Here is an 18,921-nt window from a genome sequence, read left to right on the forward strand (position 1 = left end):
GGTTTCGCTATGGTCCGCCTGGATAGAGACACCGAGGAGCTGCCCATGACCGAAGCCCGCACCCGCGCCGAAGGCGGAATGGAAACCTCCTATGGCTTCCGCCAGGTGGCCGATGGGGAAAAGCAGGGCCTCGTCAACGACGTATTCCACAAGGTCGCCAAGCGTTACGACGTGATGAACGACGTGATGTCGGCCGGCATGCACCGGGTGTGGAAGGACGCGATGATTACCGCGCTCAATCCGCGCAAGGATGCAAGCTACCGGACGCTGGATGTGGCCGGCGGCACCGGCGACGTCGCATTCCGCATCGTCGAGGCGTCGGGCCTCAAGGCCCATACGACGGTGCTCGATATCAATGGCTCGATGCTGGCCGTGGGCGCCGAGCGGGCGCAGAAGAAAAAGCTGTCGGGCAATCTCGATTTCATCGAGGCGAATGCAGAATCCCTGCCCTTCGAGGACAATTCCTTCGACGCCTATACGGTCGCCTTCGGGATCCGCAACGTTCCGCGCATCGACGTGGCGCTGTCTGAAGCGTTTCGCGTCCTGAAGCGTGGCGGACGGTTGCTGGTTCTGGAATTTTCGGAAGTCGAACTTCCGCTGCTCGACAAGTTTTACGACGAATGGTCGTTCCGGGCGATCCCGCGTTTCGGCAAAATGATCACCGGTGATTCCGAGCCCTACCAGTATCTGGTGGAATCGATCCGCAAATTCCCCAACCAGGAGAATTTCGCAGCGATGATCCGGACTGCCGGTTTTTCGCGCGTGAGCTACACCAACTATACCGGCGGGATAGCCGCCCTGCATTCCGGCTGGAAGCTCTGAAGCGATGAGCACGATCGGCGCTTATTTCCGGCTCGCCCGTGTCGGCTGGGTTCTTGTCCGCGAAGGCGTGGTTTCGGCCCTGCCGACACAGGACCTGCCGCCGGCCGTCGGTATTCTCAAGTCCATGCTCGAGCCGCTCACCCGTTTCAGGGCGAAGAAGCAGCCCCGCAGCGAAAGGCTGACCCGCGCCGTGGGAAGGCTTGGTCCTTCCTATGTGAAGATCGGCCAATTTCTCGCCACCCGTCCGGATGTCGTCGGCGTCGACTGGGCCGTCGATCTTGCCATGCTGCAGGACCGGATGGCCTTCTTCCCCACGGATGCTGCCAAAACCGCCGTCGAGACCTCGCTTGGCCGCCCGATCAGTGATCTCTACACATCGTTCGAAGAGCCGATTGCGGCCGCCTCGATCGCGCAGGTGCACCCGGCCGAAGTGAACGGCAAAAAGATGGCCGTGAAAGTTGTGCGCCCCGGCGTGCGCCAGCGTTTCGCAAATGACATCGAAGGCATGTATGTGGTTGCCCGCATGCAGGAACGCCTGATGCCGTCGAGCCGAAGGCTTCGCCCGATCGAGGTGACGCGGACGCTGGAACAGACCACCAAGATGGAGATGGACCTGCGCCTGGAGGCTGCAGCCCTTTCCGAGATTGCCGAAAACACAGCGGACGACCCGGGTTTCCGCGTGCCGGAAGTGGACTGGGAGCGGACCGGCCGCGACGTCATCACCATGGAGTGGATCGACGGCGCCAAGATGAACGACGTCCCGGCGCTGAGGGCTGCCGGCCACGATCTGGAAAAGCTCGCAGAAGTGCTGATCCAGTCCTTCCTGCGTCACACGCTGCGCGACGGCTTCTTCCATGCCGACATGCATCCCGGCAACCTCTTCGTCGAGCGGGACGGTACGATCGTCGCCGTCGACATGGGGATCACCGGACGGCTGGGCAAAAAGGAACGGCGCTTTCTCGCCGAAATCCTCTACGGCTTTATCACCCGCGACTATATGCGCGTCGCCGAGGTGCATTTCGAAGCGGGCTATGTGCCTGCGCATCACGACGTGGCGGCCTTCGCGCAGGCGATCCGGGCCATCGGCGAGCCGATCCACGGTCAGCCCGCCGAAACCATCTCCATGGCCCGGCTGCTGGCGCTGCTGTTCGAAGTGACCGACCTGTTCGAGATGCAGACCCAGCCGCAGTTGATCCTCTTGCAGAAGACCATGGTCGTCGTCGAAGGCGTTTCGCGTATCCTCGACCCGCGTTTCAACATGTGGAAGGCCGCGGAACCGGTCGTCGGCCAGTGGATTCGCGACAATCTCGGCCCCAAGCGCATCGCATCCGACCTCAAGGACGGGATGAAGGCGGGCCTGAAGCTTGCCGAAGCATTGCCGGAGATCGCCGCCAAGACGGAAACCCTGCACAGGGAACTCGTCCACATGAGCGAACACGGGCTGCGTTTCGATCCCGAAACGGCAGACGCGATCGGCAAGGCGGAAGCCCGGCACAGCCGCTCCGGCCGCTGGGCACTGTGGATCATCGCGATCTCGCTCGTCGTCATCGCCTTCGCCGTCGTCTGAAAAGGCGCGTTGCGACATCAGATGTCCAGGTTCTGGGATATCCCTTGGACGACAGGATGAATTAGTGTGCGGGCAAAAAGGAATGCCATGTCCGCCGCACCCAAAAACCCAGACCGCATCACAATCGAACTCACCGGCCAGCCGATCGGCTTTGCCGAGCTGATCAAGATCGGCCGTGGCGAAGTAACCGTGACAGCCAGTGCCGAAGGGCTTGCCCGTGTCGCTGCGGCGCGGTTGGTGCTGGAAAGCACGATTGCCGAGGGCACGCCCGTCTATGGCGCGACGACCGGCGTTGGTGCGATGAAGGACGTCGCGTGGTCGCCGGAAGAGCTCGACGCTTTCAATATCGGGCTCGTCCGGGCCCATCACTTCGGCACCGGCGAACCGTTTCCGATCTGCGTCGTGCGCAATGCGATGGCGTTGCGCGTCAACACGGCGCTGACGGGCTATGTGGGTTGCTCGACCGAACTGGTTCAGGCCTATCTCGATCTGCTGCAGGCCGACGTCATTCCGGTCGTGCGGCGCACCGGCTCGATCGGCTGCGCCGATATCGGTCTGATGGGGCAGATCGGTGCTGTCCTGACCGGCGTCGGCGAGGCAATGTTCGAGGGACGCCGCCTGCCCGCAGCGGAAGCCTTTGCGGCGGCAGGCATCGCGCCGATGAAAATGGCGCCGCGCGACAGCCTTGCCTCGCTCAGCGTCAATTCCGTCAGCTTTGCGGCCGCCGCCGACGCGACGCGCACGGCCGCCTGTGCCATCCGAACGCTGCTTGCCACAGGCATGGCCGCTTCCGGTGCGATGGGCGGATCCCGCGACCCGTGGATTGCCGTCACCCATGTGGGCACGCCACGCGAGGCGATGATCGGCAAATGGCTGTGCAACGCGTCCGAAGGCTGGGACTGGCCGAAGGCAACGCAAATCCAGGACCCGTTGAGCCTGCGTATGATCGCGCAGGTGTTCGGCACGGTGTTTGAAAGCGTGCTGACCGCCGGCCACAAGATACTGGCGGCGACGGGCCGCTCCGACGACAACCCCGTGATCGTCGACGGCCGGGTTCTGACGTCAGGCGGTTCGCTGCCGCTCGACGTTACGGTGCTCCTGGAATCGGCATCGCTGACGATGGCGCATGCGGCACGCAATGCCTTCAACCGCTGCGTTCTTCTTGGAAACGGCCAGCGCCGCGATCTGCCGGTCAATCTGGTTCCGCATGGTGTGATCGCGACCGGCTTCGGCCCAATCATCAAGCTGGCCGGGGAAATCTTCTCACGCGTGCTGTCGATGACCAACCCGGTTTCGGCTCAGTCGCTGGTGGTGGCCGGCGGTATGGAAGACGAGGCAGCCTTCCTGCCGCTGGTGATCGAACGGTTCGAGCGACAGGTTCAGGCGCTGCAGCGACTGGCAGCGCTGGAAGCGTTGCTGGCAGCCCAGGCCATGGATATCCATGGCGACGAGCCGGGCGGTGCGGTCAAGCTGATCTACGATGCCGTACGCCGCCATGCAGCCTTCTACACGGTCGATCGGCCGCTTTCGGCGGAGGTTGAGGCGATCGAGGCGGAACTCGCGTCGGAGGCCTTCCTGACGGAGTTGATCGCCATCTCGCCGATCCATGCGATCGACGGTTTCTTCGCGCTTGGTGGCTTCGGCATGCAGGGCGTGCAGCCCACGCAACCGTGAGCGTAATACGCCTTTATTCCGCCGGTTTCTTCAGACTTTCTTAAAGGAATATAGTCCTTTCGCGTGCCCCCCAGGTGGCCATTTGGAGTTTGCCCATGGCGCTTGGCGCTTCCCGACGGCTGCAGGACGGCGTTGTTGCCGTCGAAACGATGACGCGCTTTGCGCTGGCAGTGCTGGCCCTGGCATCGGGCGTCTACACCTATCTCGGTGCCCGCACCATTCTCGACGGCTCGCCGACGGCGGTGTTCTTTGCCGCGATCATCTATTCGGTGTCGGTGTCGGTCGGCATCTACGCCTTCTGGTCCTACATGGCGCGGTTCTATCCGCATGTCACCTCGCGAACCGGACGGACCGCGATGCTGGCGGTGATGGCCGCGGGCGCCGTGATGATCATGGCGATGTCGAGCTGGCTCAACGCCGCGGCACTTGCCGGTTCGTCTGCCGTCGAACAGCACCTTTCCGAAACCGTGGAAGCCTATACGGCCGATCTTGACCGCGCCCACCAGAACGCGATTGCGGCGCAGAGCCTGCTGCCGGATATCCAGCGTGCCGGTGAGCGGTTCTCACAGCTTGCGGGTGTCGAGCGCCAGTCCGGTTCGCTGACCGGCACCACCGGCTCCGGCAGCGTGGTGCAGTTGCTCACCCAGATGTCGGCCCAGATGAAATCGCTGGAAGGCAATATCAACGGGTCGCGCGAACAGGTGGCCGATCTTTTCGAACAGGGCCAGAAGCGGCTTGAGGCGATGCGCGGGCTGGTCTCGGCGCCGGGCGATATCGGACCCCGCGCCGACCAGTTCTCGACCGAGGCCGTGGCGCTGACGGGCGTCGTGTCCTCGCTCTCGCAGACCTCGATCGCGCCGTCGATCCGTCGTGCGGCAGACGATCTCGCGATCGGCTTTATTGCGCCGGTGCCGGATGGGGCAGCGCCGGACCTCGTCAACCGCCAGAACCAGGTGATGGAGACGGTGAAGGCTTCGGTGAGCGCGCAATCCAAGGCGCTGGCCAAGGCTGCCGACGAAATCCTGTCGCGTCCGACTGTCGGAGAACGGCGCTTCGTGCCGCTTTCGCCGGCAGGCGCCGTTCTGGAATATGCCGGCGACTTTATTCCCGCCTGGGCCGGCGCGATCTCCATCGACCTTCTGCCGGGTGTGATGGTGTTCATCCTGGCCGTCGTGCATGGCGCGATCCGGAGACAGGAGGACCCGCTTCCGTTTGCCGAGCGCATTACCGCTGCCGAGCTTTTGCAGGCGCTCGAAGTCCAGCGCGCCGTCAGTGCCAGCGGCATGAGCGTGGAACAGGCGACCGCCGCCATGGAAAAGCCCGAGACATCGCAGGAGGATGCCCGATTGGCCGAGCTGAAGGCGGACGAGGTGAAGGCCGACGAGAATACCAATATCACCAGTCTCGATCCGAAAACGCGCCGGGACCGCAGCCATGAGGATCGGTGAGGCAATCCGCCGGCTCGACGACGGTGTCATCCTGCGCGGCGTCTTCTATCTCATGCTCGGCATTTCCGGCATTTTCCTGGTGACCGACATTCGCGAGATCGCGACCGCAAAGCCCGAGAGCCCGGGGTACGATCCGATGCGCGAGACGGATCCCGTCCTGCCACCGGCGCTGACCGAGGGCCGCCCGGCGGCACCGCCCGTGGAGCCGTCAAGCCCGGCGGACGTGCTGCGCAAGGCGATGACCTTCAACCTGACGACGGGTGGCATTCTGAAGGCTGAAGGGGCGATCGAGCCGGGTGCTGCAGAGCGCTTCGCGACCGAGATCGAGGCTCGCGGCGAATATGTGAAGACGGTGTCGCTCAACTCCCCCGGCGGCTCGGTGGGCGACGCGATCGCCATGTCGAAGCTGATCCGCGAGAAGAAGCTTGCCACGCTTGTGGTGACCAAGGGGCTCTGTGCTTCCTCCTGCCCCATCGTGTTTGCCGGCGGTGTCACGCGGGTAGCCCAAAAGGATGCGGTGATCGGCGTGCACCAGGTGTTCAACGGCGGCCGCAACAGGCCGAGCGCCGACGAGGCGATGTCCGGCGCACAGGCGACGACCGCACGCGTGACGCGACATCTGGAGGAGATGGGGATCGGCTCCGGCCTCTGGCTGCACGCACTTGAGACCCCGCCGGACCGGCTGTACTATCTGACGCCGAAGGAAATGACGGATTTCAAACTGACGACGTCGCCGGCTCCCGCCGTCAACGCGTCCGCTAAGAAGAGCTAGCTTCGCTGCGTGATACTGCGCGACAGCAGTGCTGCCGCGAGCGCGAGCGCCAGCATGGTCCCGGTAAAGGCCGATACGGCCCACCAGCCATCGGCGCTCCAGAAGTGGCCGCCCACCGAGCCGGCGACGCTCGAGCCCAGATAATATCCCAGAAGATAGAGCGAGGAGGCGTGTCCCTTGGTGCCTTTTGCCATGCGGCCGACCAAAGCGCTTGCCACCGAATGGGCGATGAAGAAGCCGGAGGTGAGCAGCACGATGCCGAGAATGATCAGCGGCAGCGGTGTGGCGAGTGTGATGACGACACCAGCAAAAGCCAGGACGATACCGGTGAGCATGACGGCGAAATGGCCGAAGCGATCTCCAAGAATACCGGCGGTCCAGGACGCGACGATGCCGAACAGATAGACCGTGAAGATCAGCCCGAGCTCCGTCTGATCGAGGCTGTAGGGTGCGTCCACAAGCCGGAAGCCGATGTAATTGTAGATGGTGACGAACGCGCCCATCAGCAGGAAACCGATGGCAAACAGAAGTGCCAGTGCCGGATGGTTCAGGTGACCGAGCCACGCATCGACATGATAGCGCAGGTTGGATTTGCGCGGCACGAAGTTGCGCGAAGGCGGCAGGAGAACGAGAAAGCCGATGGCGGCGACGATGCCGAGCGCGCCCATGCCTACAAGCGCCAGACGCCAGGAGAAATATTCCGCCAGAACCCCGGTGACGACACGCCCAGCCATGCCGCCAAAGGCGTTGCCGGCGATATAGAGACCCATCGCGGCGCCAAGACCTTTCGGATCGATTTCCTCCGACAGATAGGCCATCGCGACCGCCGGAACGCCGCCAAGCAACAGGCCTTCCAGCGCACGAATGATCAGAAGCAGGTTCCAGTTGGGCAGGGCGGCGCAGGCGATGGTGCAGATCGAGGCGCCGAGCAGGGACACGAACATCAGGCTGCGGCGGCCGAACCGCTCCGAAACGGCGGCGGCGCAAAAGATGGCGACCGCCAGAAAGCCCGTCGACAGCGACAGGGACAGCGAGCTTGCCGCCGGACTGACGCCGAAGTCACGCGCGAAGATCGGCATGAGCGGCTGGACGCAGTAGAGCAGCGCAAAAGTTGAAAAGCCCGACATGAAAAAGGCGAGGCTTGCTCTCCCATAGGCAGGCGTGCCGCGGACAAGATAGAGCTTCTCCCCTTCCCCCTCTTCTGCAAGAGTTTGACCGTTCGGTGCCGCGGACAAATCGGCGTTCAGGGATGCGGAGGCGGGCATAGGGTATTCGACCTTTCAGCTCTATCAAAGGTAGCCAGTCGGTTCCCATTAATCCAATATATGGCGCAGGCGTTCTCGATAGGTTTTACAGATACCGATGGAACTGAGGCATATCCGCTATTTCCTCGCTGTCGCCGAGGAGCAGAATTTCACGCGGGCTGCGGCACGGCTTGGTATTGGCCAGCCACCGCTCAGCCAGCAGATCCGCGATCTGGAAACCGAGATCGGGGCAGCGCTTTTTCACCGGGTGCCGCATGGTGCGGAACTGACTGCGGCCGGCGCAGCGTTTCTGCCCGAAGCGCGGGCCTCGCTTGCGGCCGCAGAGGCTGCGAAACTTTCTGCCCGGCGTGCCGCGCGCGGCGAGACAGGAAAGCTGGCGCTGGGATTTACCGCGTCTGCCGCCTTCAACCCGGTCGTGACGGGCGCTATCCGGCGTTTCCGGAGCGAGTGGCCGGGCGTTGCGCTGTCGCTTGCGGAGATGAACAGCAACTGGCTGATCGAGAAACTGGAACGCGGCGAGATCGACGCCGCCTTTATCCGTCCAGGGTTGGAAGACCCGAAGGCGGTGAGGCTGAAACGTCTGGCGGACGAGCCGATGCTGATCGCACTGCCGGCGCACCATGAGCTTGCCAGCCGCACGACAGTGCCGATTGCCGCGCTTGCGGGAGAACCTTTCGTGCTGTTTCCGCGCACGGTGGGTCTCAGTCTGTTCGACGATATCCTCAGCGCCTGCCGCGATGCCGGGTTCGAGCTCAACGTCACGCAGGAAGCGCCGCAGATCCCGTCCGTGGTCAATCTGGTTGCGGCAGGGCTGGGCGTATCGATCGTGCCGGGTTCGATCACGAAGATTGCCATCGAGGGCGTGGTGTACCGGCCGATCGAGGGACCGGGACCGGTGGCGCGGCTGGGGATCGCCGTCATGAAGGCACAGCGTTCCCCGATCGCGCTCAACCTGTTCGAACTGGTCTAGGCCGACCGGTTAGCCTTTGATCTCGCGTTCGCAGAAGGTGATGCGGTTGCTGAACGGATCCGTCACCGAAACCTCCAAACCCCAGGGCGCCTGGTGCAGCCCCGGCCGCATATAGGCGTAGTCCTTGGCATTGAGTTCCCTGTGGAGCGCTGCAGCACCGGTGATGGGGACAAACACGCGGGCACCCGGCGAGGCATCGCCCGCATGTTCGGACAGATGCATCAGCATGCCGCTGCGCGATATCTGGCAATAGAGCGGTGCGTCGGGGCCGAAGCGATGCTCCCAATCGACGCTGAAGCTTAAGAACCCGCAATAGAACTCCATCGCCTTGCCGACATCGAAAATGCGGAAGATCGGGATGGCGGGCTGGATCAGGGTCTGGCTTGAGGCAGGTTCGACCGACTTGAAATCATTCATTGCGACCGCCGTTCATCGGAGTTTCACCACTCTTGCTGCAGGACGATTGCATGTTCAAGAACAAAACCCTAGCTTCCGGTCACTTCGAAAGCGGGCGGGCTATGGAACTCAAAGACAAGCGCATCCTTCTCATCATCTCCGGCGGCATCGCGGCCTACAAGAGCCTCGACCTGATCCGGCGGCTGCGCGAACGCGGGGCCTCGGTGCGACCGGTCATGACCAGGGCAGCCCAGGAGTTCGTGACGCCGCTTGCCGTCGGGGCATTGTCGGGCGGCCATGTCTATACGGAGATTTTTTCGCGCGAGGACGAGCAGGATGTCGGCCATATCCGGCTGGCGCGCGACGCGGACCTCGTGATCGTGGCACCCGCAAGTGCCGACCTGATGGCAAAGATGGCCCATGGAATGGCGGACGACCTGGCAAGCGCCGTGCTTCTTGCGACCGATCTGCCCGTGCTGGTGGCGCCTGCCATGAACCCGAAAATGTGGGCGGCTCCTCCGACGAAACGCAATGCCGAGACACTGAAGGCCGATGGCATCCATGTGATCGGGCCGATGGTTGGCGAGATGGCTGAGAGCAACGAGGCCGGCGCCGGCCGGATGGCAGAACCGTTGCAAATCGCTGCCGCGGCGATTGCGCTGCTGGATGCTTCGCCGAAACCGCTGGCCGGCAAGACCGCCATCGTGACCTCCGGCCCCACCCATGAGCCGATCGATCCGGTGCGCTACATCGCCAACCGCTCATCCGGCCGTCAGGGCCATGCGATTGCTGCGGCGCTGGCGAAACTCGGTGCCGATGTGACACTCGTTTCAGGCCCGGTGACAATCCCCGATCCCGATGGCGTCACGACGCTGCATGTGGAAACGGCGGCCGAGATGCTCGAGGCCGTGACAAGCCGTCTCCCCGCCGATATCGCCGTCATGGTGGCGGCCGTCGCCGACTGGCGGGTCGCTTCCTCCGCCGACCAGAAGATCAAGAAAATGCCGGGCGAAGCACCGGCTCCGCTGATGCTGACCGAAAACCCCGACATCCTCAAGACCGTTGGGCATCACGACAAGCGCCCCAGACTTGTCGTCGGTTTCGCCGCCGAGACGCAGAATGTGGACGAAAACGGGCGATCGAAGCTTCAGCGCAAGGGTGCAGACCTGATTGTTGCAAACGACGTCTCGCCTGAGACCGGCGTCATGGGCGGCATGCGCAATCAGGTGAAGATCATCAGCGAGACCGCGATCGATGCGTGGCCCGATCTCGGCAAGGACGAGGTTGCGATGCGGCTCGCCGAGCTGATAGCGGCCCGGCTCGCATGAGGATCACGCGGCCTTCGACAGCGCCTGCGGCTGGAAGAGCAGTGCCTGCATGCCATCCGGGCAGACCTTGACGGCGCTGCCGTCTGGAATTTCTACCCAGGTATCGGCCTCGTCGTTCAAAGGTTCGGACACCAGGCAGTAACCGGTCTTTGATCCATCCGCATCCGACCCCTTGCCCGTCATCGGTGCGGCATAGAGGGTCGGTGGCTTGTGATCCGTGGCATATCGCACCGCATAAAGCTGGCGGCCGTTGGAAAAACATGCGGTGAAGCGCACGAGTGCCGTGCCAAGCCGTTCCATCGAGATGTCTTCGACGGCGGCGATCGCCTTTTCCATCGCACCCAAGGGATCGGTATCCATGCCGAATTGCAGCGCCAGCAGGAAGAGAAGTTCGGAATCAGTCGATCCGGTCCGGGCCGAGAACAGTTCGTCCGATAACAGGCTTTCGAGCGGCCGGCGGATCGCTTCGAAGCTCGCGACCTGGCCATTGTGCATGAAGGACCAGTGGCCGTGGACGAAGGGGTGACAGTTGTCGCGCCGGGTGGCGCCTGTCGTTGCGGCGCGAACATGCGCAAGAAACAGCGGGGAGCGGATCTGCCGTGCGATACTGCGCAGATTGCAGTCGGACCAGGCCGGAAGGATGTCCCGGTAGCGGCCGGGCTCAGGCCTGTCGCCATACCAGGCGATGCCGAACCCATCGCCATTGGTGGCGGTCTTTGCGCGTGTCGCACAGTGGGATTGCTCGATCAGGGAATGGGCGGGCGAAGAAACCAGTTCTTCCAGATAAAGCGGTTCGCCCCGATACGCTGCCCAACGACACATCTGTCTATCTGCTCCACTCTTTTGCCTGCAAACGCACGGAACCGCTAAAAATCAAGCGTCTCGAAATAGGGTTAATGAAACATGAATTATGGGCCGCCATGACAGTTTTGTGGCCCCTTCCCCATCACGTTTTGCAACGCAATGTTGCCTCAGCCTGTTGTCGCGGCGGCTTCAAAGCCTAAATGAAGCTGCATGGTTGATGATACAAAATCGAGCGCCGACGCGCATACGAACACATCTGACGGCACCGACATTCTGCACGAAGTGCTGAACCAGCCCGGGAAATGGGCAGTTTTCTTCGATATTGACGGCACGCTGATCGACATCGCGGATACGCCTGATGGTATCGTCGTGCCTGACGATCTGGCCGAGAATCTGACCCGGCTTTCCGCGAAACTGAGCGGTGCCGTGGCGCTGGTAACGGGTCGGGCTCTGCCCTACGCCGATCAGCTTTTTAAGCCGCATGTCTTTCCGATTGCCGGCCTGCACGGGGCGGAAAGACGATCGATGTCGGGAGCGATCGAGCGGGTAACGCCAGGTCCTGATTTCGAGGCGCTGAAAGCAAGCCTTGCCGAGGAAGCAGCAGCCTGGCCGGGCGTTCTTGTCGAGGACAAGGGTCTCGCCGTGGCTGCCCACTACCGACAGGCGCCGACATTCCAGGGGCAAGTCGAGGCGGCGATGGAACGCTATCGCGAGCGGGCAGGATCCGACTTCACTCTGCAGCGGGGCAAGATGGTGGTGGAAATCCGCCCTGCCCGCGCCAGCAAGGGCGATGCGCTGCGGGCTTTTCTCAGCGAAGAGCCATTTGCCGGCCGGTTGCCGATCGCGATCGGTGACGATGTAACTGATGAAGCGATGTTCAGGGTTGCCAACAAGCTGGGCGGCCACTCGATCCGTATTTCCGATATCGCGGCCGACACCGTCGCGTCGGCAACATTGGGATCGGCCGCCGAACTGCGCGCGTTGATCGCCAAGCTTGCCGTAGCCTGAACTGATTTGAGAATGCATTTTCGAAAGGAAATATCGTGAGCCGTCTAGTGGTCGTATCGAACCGCGTCACCGTTCCGGACAAGACCGGTGCGGCACCTGCCGGCGGCCTTGCCGTAGCCCTGCAGGCAGCCCTTGAGGAACGCGGCGGCATCTGGATGGGTTGGTCCGGCAATTCCAGCGGCAACGAGGAACCCGGCCCGCTTGAGATGCAGGAGCATGGCGCGATCACCTATGCGCTGACCGATCTCACCGACACCGACGTCGAGGAATATTACCACGGCTTTGCCAACCGGGTGCTCTGGCCGATCTGCCATTACCGGATGGACTTGGCCGAATACGGTCGCAAGGAAATGGCCGGCTATTTCCGGGTGAACCGCTTCTTTGCGCAGAAGCTTGCGCCGCTTCTGAAGGAAGACGACATCATCTGGGTGCATGACTACCACCTGATCCCGCTGGCAGCCGAACTTCGCCAGATGGGCTTCAAGAACAAGATCGGCTTCTTCCTGCATATCCCGTGGCCACCAGCCGACGTGCTGTTCACCATGCCGGTTCATGAGCAGATCATGCGCGGTCTTTCGCAGTATGACCTGGTCGGTTTCCAGACGGATTTCGATCTGGACAATTTCGGCGGCGGGCTGGTGCGCGAAGGGATCGGCGAGCGGATCGACGGCGGCAAGAAGTTCTCGACCTTCGGGCGCACCTTCAAGGGCGGCGCCTATTCGATCTCGATCGAGACCGAGATCTTTTCCAAATTCGCGATCAAGGCCGAAAAGAACGCGATGGTGCGCAAGGCGCGCCAGAGCGTCGAGGGCAAGGACCTCATCATCGGCGTCGACCGCCTGGATTATTCCAAGGGCATTACACAGCGTATCGACGCCTTCGAGCAGTTTGTCGCCACCAATCCGGATCACCACAACAAGGTGACCTATCTGCAGATCACGCCGAAATCCCGGTCCGAAGTGCCTGAGTACGAGCAGATGCAGCGCATGGTCGCCGAACAGGCTGGCCGCGTGAACGGGGCGATCGGCACAGTGGACTGGGTGCCAATCCGCTACATCAACAGATCGGTACCGCGCCCGGTTCTTGCCGGGCTCTACCGGCTGGCGAAGATCGGCCTCGTGACGCCGCTGCGCGACGGGATGAACCTTGTCGCCAAGGAATATGTGGCGGCGCAGGATCCGGAAGATCCGGGCGTGCTGGTGCTTTCACGCTTTGCCGGAGCGGCCCGCGAGCTGCGCGGCGCGCTTCTGGTCAACCCATACGACATCGAGGGAACGGCGCATGCCATCGCCCGCGGGCTCAGCATGCCGCTCGACGAGCGCAAGCAGCGCTGGCAGATGATGATGGACCACCTGCTGACCTACGACATCAATCGCTGGTGCGACGACTTCCTCAAGGACCTTATCGAGGACTGAGTATCCGCTGGAGCCGCCCCGCAATGCCGGGCGGCTTCAACTTACCTCGAGCGAGGCGGATTGACCGGCCGCCGCCAATGCGCTGAATAGATCCCATTGCCTTTTCATCATTTCGCGACCTGCGGATTGATGCCAATTCATTTCGAGGTCTTCATGCCGGTCGCAGTCACAGCAGAACATATTGCCGAAGCCGAAACCCTGATCCGTCCGCATATCCGCCGCACCCCGACGATGCGGGTAGACATGCAGGATTTCGGGGCCGAACCATGCCAAGTCGATCTCAAGCTCGAGCAGTTGCAGCATTCCGGTTCGTTCAAGGTCCGCGGCGCCTTTACCAATCTTCTTGGCCGCGAGGTGCAGGCGGCGGGTGTGGTTGCGGCATCCGGCGGCAATCACGGGGCAGCGGTTGCCTATGCGGCCCGCAAACTCGGTGTGCCCGCGCATATCTTTGTGCCAAGCGTCGCCTCCAAGGCGAAGATAGATCTTATCCGCTCCTACGGCGCAGAGCTCGTGATCGGCGGCGACCGCTATGCGGATGCGCTTGCTGCCAGCGAGAAGTATGTCGCGCAGTCCGGGGCGATGGCCGTGCATGCGTTCGACCAGGCGGAAACGCTGGCGGGACAAGGTACGCTCGGCAAGGAAATCGAGGAAGACCTGCCGCATATCACGACGTTGCTGGTGGCTGTCGGCGGCGGCGGACTGATCGGCGGTATCGCATCCTGGATGCGCGGCCGGGTGAAGATCGTCGCCGTCGAATCCGACCGCGCGCCGACGCTTTACGACGCCTTTAAGGCAGGCCGCCCCGTGGATGCGCCGGCGGGCGGTATCGCGGCCGATTCGCTTGCGCCAAGGCAGGTCGGGCAGCTGATGTTTCCGGTGGCCCAGGCATTCATCGAGCCGCCGGTTCTCGTGACCGACGAGGACATTCTGAACGCGCAGAAGGCGCTCTGGTCCGGCGCACGGCTGGTGACCGAGCCGGGTGGTGCGGCAGCGTTTGCGGCTGTCTTGTCGGGCAAATACCGTCCGCAACCGGGTGAGCGCGTTTGCGTGCTGGTGTGCGGATCGAACACGACGGCCGTCGATTTCGGCTGAGCGTGCGCCCCACTTCCCTTCGCGATGCGGCGGCGATAATGCTGAGACCATGTTTCAGCTAGAGCAGCCGGCCACATTCGAGCAGGTTATCAAGAAGAGCCGCTTTCTGGCGATCGCGGTTCCCGTCGCGAGCGAGGGTGAAGCGAAAGACGCTATCGCATTGCAAAGCGTTACAGATGCCACTCACAACTGCTGGGCCTGGCGGATTGGATCAGCTTATCGCTTTTCCGATGATGGCGAGCCGAGCGGGACGGCGGGCAAGCCGATCCTGGCGGCCATGGACGGGCAGTCGCTGGACAAGGCGGTCGTCATCGTGACCCGCTGGTTCGGCGGCATCCTACTCGGCAGCGGTGGCCTGGTGCGTGCCTATGGCGGCACGGCGGCCGCCTGTCTGAGGGGGGCCCCGCTTATTGAAGTCAAGCCGTCGTTGATGGGTGCCGTCAGCATCGAGTTTTCCGACCTCGCAAGAACGAAAGCCCGGCTGCAGTCGATCGAGGACGTGAAGATCACCGAGGAAGTGTTCACAGATACAGGTGCCGAGCTGCGGATCCAGATACCGGAAGCCGAGCAGGACATCATCTCAAGGCTGATCTCCGACCTCACCAGCGGCAGGTCGGAGCTATCAGTGGATTGAAATCACGCCGCCTTGGCGACGTGATATTCCTTGATCGCGACCATCTTGATGGCCGGGAAGCGTTCGGACTCGTAGCGCAGCGAAAACGAGTCCTGCGCCAGGAAGACCGGATCGCCGTCGAGATCGCGGGCGATGTCGCCGCGCTTGACGGTCAGGAACTTATCAAGCTCCACCGGCTGATCCGACGAGATCCAGCGGCAGACGGAGAAGCGGGACATTTCGAACGAGACCGGCAGCGTATATTCTCCCAACAGCCGCTCTTTGAGAACGTCGAGCTGCAGCGCGCCGACGACGCCGACGATGGCAGGCGATCCGTCTTCCGGGGAAAACAGCTGCACGACGCCTTCTTCTGCCATCTGCTGCAAGGCTTCCTTCAGCTTCTTCGCCTTCATCGCATCTTCCAGACGCACGCGGCGCAGGATTTCCGGCGAGAAGTTCGGAACGCCCTGGAAGACGAGATTTTCGCCTTCCGTCAGCGTATCGCCGATACGAAGCGTGCCGTGGTTGGGGATGCCGACGACATCACCGGCAAAGGCGGTATCGGCGATGTGACGCTGCGAGGCGAAGAAGAACTGCGGCGCCGTGAGGCCCATCTGCTTGCCGGTCCGCGCCAGCCTTGCCTTCATGCCACGCTCCAGCTTGCCTGAGCAGATACGCGCAAAGGCGATACGGTCGCGATGGTTCGGATCCATGTTGGCCTGGATCTTGAAGACGAAGGCCGTCATCTTGTCTTCGCTTGCATGCACGGTGCGGATATCGGCGACCTGGTCACGCGGCGGCGGCGCGAAATCGGCCAGTGCGGTGATCAGATCCCGGACGCCGAGATTGCGCAGCGCCGAGCCGAAGAAAACCGGCGTCATCTGACCTTCGAGAAAGGCCTTCCTGTCAAACGGGCGGCAGGCTTCCCGCGCCAGTTCGACTTCCTCGACGAAGGCCGCGCGTTCGTTTTCCGGCAGGCGGTCGGCGACGGCCTGCGGTCCGTTGACCGAGATCGCGTCCTCGCTGTCTGGACCACGCACGCGATTATCGGCCAGGTGGTAGGTTCCGCAGAAGCTCTTGGAACGACCGATCGGCCAGGTGATGGGCGCCGTATCCAGCGCAAGCTTCTCCTCGACCTCGTCGAGGACTTCGAAAATGTCGCGGCTTTCGCGGTCCATCTTGTTGATGAAGGTGATGATCGGAATGTCGCGCATGCGGCAGACTTCAAACAGCTTCAGCGTGCGCGGCTCGATGCCCTTGGCAGCATCGATGACCATGATCGCCGCATCGACCGCCGTCAGCGTGCGATAGGTATCGTCCGCGAAGTCTTCGTGGCCGGGCGTATCGAGAATGTTGAAGACCTTGTCGGCATATTCGAACGTCATCACCGACGTCACGACCGAGATGCCGCGTTCGCGTTCGATCTTCATCCAGTCGGACCGCGTCTGGATGCGATCCTTCTTGGCCTTGACCTCACCGGCGAGCTGGATGGCGCCCCCGAACAGAAGCAGCTTTTCCGTCAGCGTTGTCTTGCCCGCGTCCGGATGCGCAATAATCGCGAATGTGCGGCGGCGGGAGACCGCCTCTGCAATGGTTTCGGCCATCTTTTATATCCTGTGAATTGCCGCGGTATCTAGCGACTAAAGCCCGCCATTGCAATTGACCTGCCGCGCTGCGGCGCAAAGTAATGGCCAATGACCATTCGAGCCCCCTCCTCACCCGTCCTCAATGTCCTGCGTCTTCCGCACGGGCAGGACCTCGATCTGCCCGCCTACGAAACATCAGGCGCTGCCGGCATGGACCTGCGTGCCGCCGTGACCGATGGCGAGCCGCTGACCATCGCACCCGGCAAGCGCGCCCTGGTGCCGACCGGTCTCGTGTTCGAGATCCCCGCCGGGTTCGAGGTGGAGATCCGCCCGCGTTCGGGGCTTGCCTTCAAGAACGGCATCACCTGCCTCAACACGCCGGGCACGATCGACAGCGACTACCGCGGCGAAGTGAAGGTTTTGCTGGTCAATCTGGGCGACGAGGACTTCGTCATTACCCGCGGCATGCGGATCGCGCAGATGGTGATCGCGCCCGTTGTCCAGGCGCAGGTCGTCGAAGTTTCCGAGGCAAGTGCGACGGCACGCGGCGCCGGCGGGTTCGGATCCACCGGCGTCTGACGTCTGCCGGAATCCTGTGACACCGATCTAGGTCAATCAGGCGGATACCGTGGGGCGCTCCCCGGCCATGCGGTAGGAGATCGCCTCGGCGAGGTGAATTCTGCCGATACCATCCTTCGCGTCGAGATCGGCCAGCGTCCGCGCCACCCGCAAGACCCGATGATAGCCGCGGGCGGAGAATTTCAGCTTTTCCGCCGCGTCGCGTAACAATTGCAGCCCTCCCGCATCGAGCTCGGCGAATTTCTCGATCATGGCGGTGGAGCAGCGCGCGTTGGTGAGAACCGTGTACTGGCCCTCGCCTTCGAAGCGCTCTCTTTGCCTGTCGCGTGCGGCCGCCACCCGCCTTGCCACGCCGGCACTCGGTTCTGCCGGCGCCGGGCGGATTAGATCGCTTGCGGAGACGGCCGGGACATCGATGCGGATGTCGATGCGGTCCATGAGCGGGCCGGAGATACGCGCCTGATAATCCGAAGCGCAGCGCGGACCTCGGGCGCAGCTATGCCCCGGTTGGCCCGCCATACCGCAACGGCACGGGTTCATGGCGGCAACGAGCTGGATGCTGGCCGGATAGGACACCCGGTGATTGGCCCGGGCGATGACACATTCGCCTGTCTCCAGCGGCTGGCGAAGCGCATCGAGAACCTGGGGCGAGAATTCCGGAAACTCGTCGAGAAAGAGGATGCCGTGATGCGCGAGTGAGGCTTCTCCGGGCCTCGCGCGCAGACCGCCGCCGACCAGTGCCGCCATCGTGGCGGAATGGTGAGGCATGCGATAGGGCCGCCGATCCGACAGCTTTCCGCCCGAAAGCTGGCCGGCGATGGAGTGGATCATCGAGACTTCGAGCAGTTCGGTGGCCGATAGCGGCGGCAATATCGATGGAAGCCGGGCGGCGAGCATCGATTTTCCCGAACCGGGCGGACCGACCATCAAGAGGTTATGGCCGCCGGCAGCCGCGACTTCGAGCGCGCGTTTGGCGCTTTCCTGGCCCTTGATATCGACAAGGTCAGGCAGATTGGCGGGCGGTGCGCGCACGGCCGGTTGAGGGCGCGACATGACCTGCGTGCCGCGGAAATGGTTGGCAAGCGCGATCAGGCTGCGGGGGGCCAAGATATCGACGCCGGGGCCTGCCCAGGCCGCTTCCGCGCCACTCTCTGCCGGGCAGATCAGCCCCTTTCCGATTGCGTTGGCGCTGATGGCTGCCGGAAGCGCACCGGCGACGGCTGCAAGCGTTCCATCGAGATTCAATTCGCCGATCACGACATAATCGGCGAGCATATCGGCGGGCACGGCACCGAGCGCCGCCATCAGGCCGACGGCGATCGCGAGGTCGAAATGGCTGCCTTCCTTGGGCAGGTCCGCCGGGGCGAGATTGACCGTGACCTTCTTGGGCGGCATGGCGAGGCCGGAGGCGTGCAAGGCTGCCTGCACCCGCTCACGACTTTCGGCCACCGCCTTGTCCGGCAGCCCGACAATATGCATGCCGAGCTTGCCAGGGCCGATCATGACCTGCACATCGACCGGAATGCCTTCGATGCCCTGAAATGCTACCGTTCTGATACGCGCGACCATTCCGACCCGCCCA

General features: G+C 63.0%; 16 protein-coding genes and 1 pseudogene. 12 read left to right on the top strand and 5 right to left on the bottom strand.

What is annotated here, in order from left to right; genetic code table 11:
• The first annotated feature begins 45 nt into the window (after positions 1-45).
• The 5 genes from ubiE (at position 46) to ASG19_RS05130 (ending at position 6,283) form a co-directional block, all read left to right on the top strand.
• Complete coding sequence (gene ubiE, locus ASG19_RS05110; RefSeq protein ID WP_062454932.1) at positions 46-822, top strand: bifunctional demethylmenaquinone methyltransferase/2-methoxy-6-polyprenyl-1,4-benzoquinol methylase UbiE; 777 nt, start codon at positions 46-48, stop codon at positions 820-822.
• A gap of 4 nt (positions 823-826) precedes the next feature.
• Complete coding sequence (ubiB, locus tag ASG19_RS05115; RefSeq protein WP_062454040.1) at positions 827-2,389, top strand: 2-polyprenylphenol 6-hydroxylase; 1,563 nt, start codon at positions 827-829, stop codon at positions 2,387-2,389.
• Positions 2,390-2,476: 87 nt separating this feature from the next.
• Positions 2,477-4,063 (top strand): aromatic amino acid lyase, encoded by a 1,587-nt coding sequence (locus ASG19_RS05120; protein ID WP_062454041.1) that lies wholly within the window; start codon positions 2,477-2,479, stop codon positions 4,061-4,063.
• A gap of 95 nt (positions 4,064-4,158) precedes the next feature.
• Positions 4,159-5,511: a hypothetical protein gene (locus ASG19_RS05125; protein ID WP_062454042.1), complete on the top strand. Its 1,353-nt coding sequence runs from the start codon at positions 4,159-4,161 to the stop codon at positions 5,509-5,511.
• Positions 5,498-6,283: an ATP-dependent Clp protease proteolytic subunit gene (locus tag ASG19_RS05130; RefSeq protein ID WP_062454043.1), complete on the top strand. Its 786-nt coding sequence runs from the start codon at positions 5,498-5,500 to the stop codon at positions 6,281-6,283. The genes ASG19_RS05125 and ASG19_RS05130 overlap by 14 nt, the downstream gene beginning before the upstream one ends.
• Here the strand turns inward: ASG19_RS05130 and ASG19_RS05135 are convergent.
• A complete protein-coding gene (locus tag ASG19_RS05135) occupies positions 6,280-7,548 on the bottom strand; it encodes an MFS transporter (protein ID WP_062454044.1) in 1,269 nt (422 codons plus the stop codon). The two genes, ASG19_RS05130 and ASG19_RS05135, sit on opposite strands and share 4 nt — an antisense overlap.
• Before the next feature lie 97 nt (positions 7,549-7,645).
• On the opposite strand from ASG19_RS05135, the gene ASG19_RS05140 reads away from it, so the two are divergent.
• Entirely contained in the window at positions 7,646-8,518 is an 873-nt protein-coding gene (locus tag ASG19_RS05140; protein ID WP_062454045.1) for a LysR family transcriptional regulator, read from the top strand.
• Between the two features lie 9 nt (positions 8,519-8,527).
• Here the strand turns inward: ASG19_RS05140 and ASG19_RS05145 are convergent.
• Positions 8,528-8,890 (bottom strand): annotated as a pseudogene (locus ASG19_RS05145) (glyoxalase superfamily protein); the annotation flags it as partial.
• Between the two features lie 146 nt (positions 8,891-9,036).
• On the opposite strand from ASG19_RS05145, the gene coaBC reads away from it, so the two are divergent.
• Complete coding sequence (gene coaBC / locus ASG19_RS05150) at positions 9,037-10,242, top strand: bifunctional phosphopantothenoylcysteine decarboxylase/phosphopantothenate--cysteine ligase CoaBC (protein WP_062454046.1); 1,206 nt, start codon at positions 9,037-9,039, stop codon at positions 10,240-10,242.
• A gap of 3 nt (positions 10,243-10,245) precedes the next feature.
• Here the strand turns inward: coaBC and ASG19_RS05155 are convergent, their stop codons facing one another.
• Positions 10,246-11,064, bottom strand: a complete 819-nt coding sequence (locus ASG19_RS05155; RefSeq protein WP_062454047.1) for a class II glutamine amidotransferase — start codon at positions 11,062-11,064, stop codon at positions 10,246-10,248.
• Positions 11,065-11,256: 192 nt separating this feature from the next.
• On the opposite strand from ASG19_RS05155, the gene otsB reads away from it, so the two are divergent.
• From otsB to ASG19_RS05175, 4 genes are all read left to right on the top strand, one after another.
• Entirely contained in the window at positions 11,257-12,054 is a 798-nt protein-coding gene (gene otsB, locus ASG19_RS05160) for a trehalose-phosphatase (protein ID WP_062454048.1), read from the top strand.
• Between the two features lie 35 nt (positions 12,055-12,089).
• On the top strand, positions 12,090-13,469 hold the full coding sequence (gene otsA / locus ASG19_RS05165) for an alpha,alpha-trehalose-phosphate synthase (UDP-forming) (RefSeq protein WP_062454049.1): 1,380 nt from the start codon (positions 12,090-12,092) through the stop codon (positions 13,467-13,469).
• A gap of 153 nt (positions 13,470-13,622) precedes the next feature.
• Entirely contained in the window at positions 13,623-14,561 is a 939-nt protein-coding gene (locus ASG19_RS05170) for a threonine/serine dehydratase (protein ID WP_062454934.1), read from the top strand.
• Between the two features lie 49 nt (positions 14,562-14,610).
• A complete protein-coding gene (locus tag ASG19_RS05175; RefSeq protein WP_062454050.1) occupies positions 14,611-15,195 on the top strand; it encodes a YigZ family protein in 585 nt (194 codons plus the stop codon).
• 2 nt (positions 15,196-15,197) lie between these two features.
• Here the strand turns inward: ASG19_RS05175 and ASG19_RS05180 are convergent, their stop codons facing one another.
• Positions 15,198-16,778, bottom strand: a complete 1,581-nt coding sequence (locus tag ASG19_RS05180) for a peptide chain release factor 3 (RefSeq protein ID WP_062454051.1) — start codon at positions 16,776-16,778, stop codon at positions 15,198-15,200.
• A gap of 90 nt (positions 16,779-16,868) precedes the next feature.
• Here ASG19_RS05180 and dut point away from each other — a divergent pair, with 90 nt between their 5' ends.
• On the top strand, positions 16,869-17,339 hold the full coding sequence (dut, locus tag ASG19_RS05185) for a dUTP diphosphatase (RefSeq protein ID WP_062454052.1): 471 nt from the start codon (positions 16,869-16,871) through the stop codon (positions 17,337-17,339).
• Between the two features lie 36 nt (positions 17,340-17,375).
• Here dut and ASG19_RS05190 read toward each other — a convergent pair whose 3' ends face one another.
• Entirely contained in the window at positions 17,376-18,908 is a 1,533-nt protein-coding gene (locus ASG19_RS05190; protein WP_062454053.1) for a YifB family Mg chelatase-like AAA ATPase, read from the bottom strand.
• Between the last annotated feature and the right edge of the window lie 13 nt (positions 18,909-18,921).

The organism is Rhizobium sp. Leaf306, from assembly GCF_001423425.1.
Taxonomy (GTDB): Bacteria; Pseudomonadota; Alphaproteobacteria; order Rhizobiales; family Rhizobiaceae; genus Neorhizobium; species Neorhizobium soli.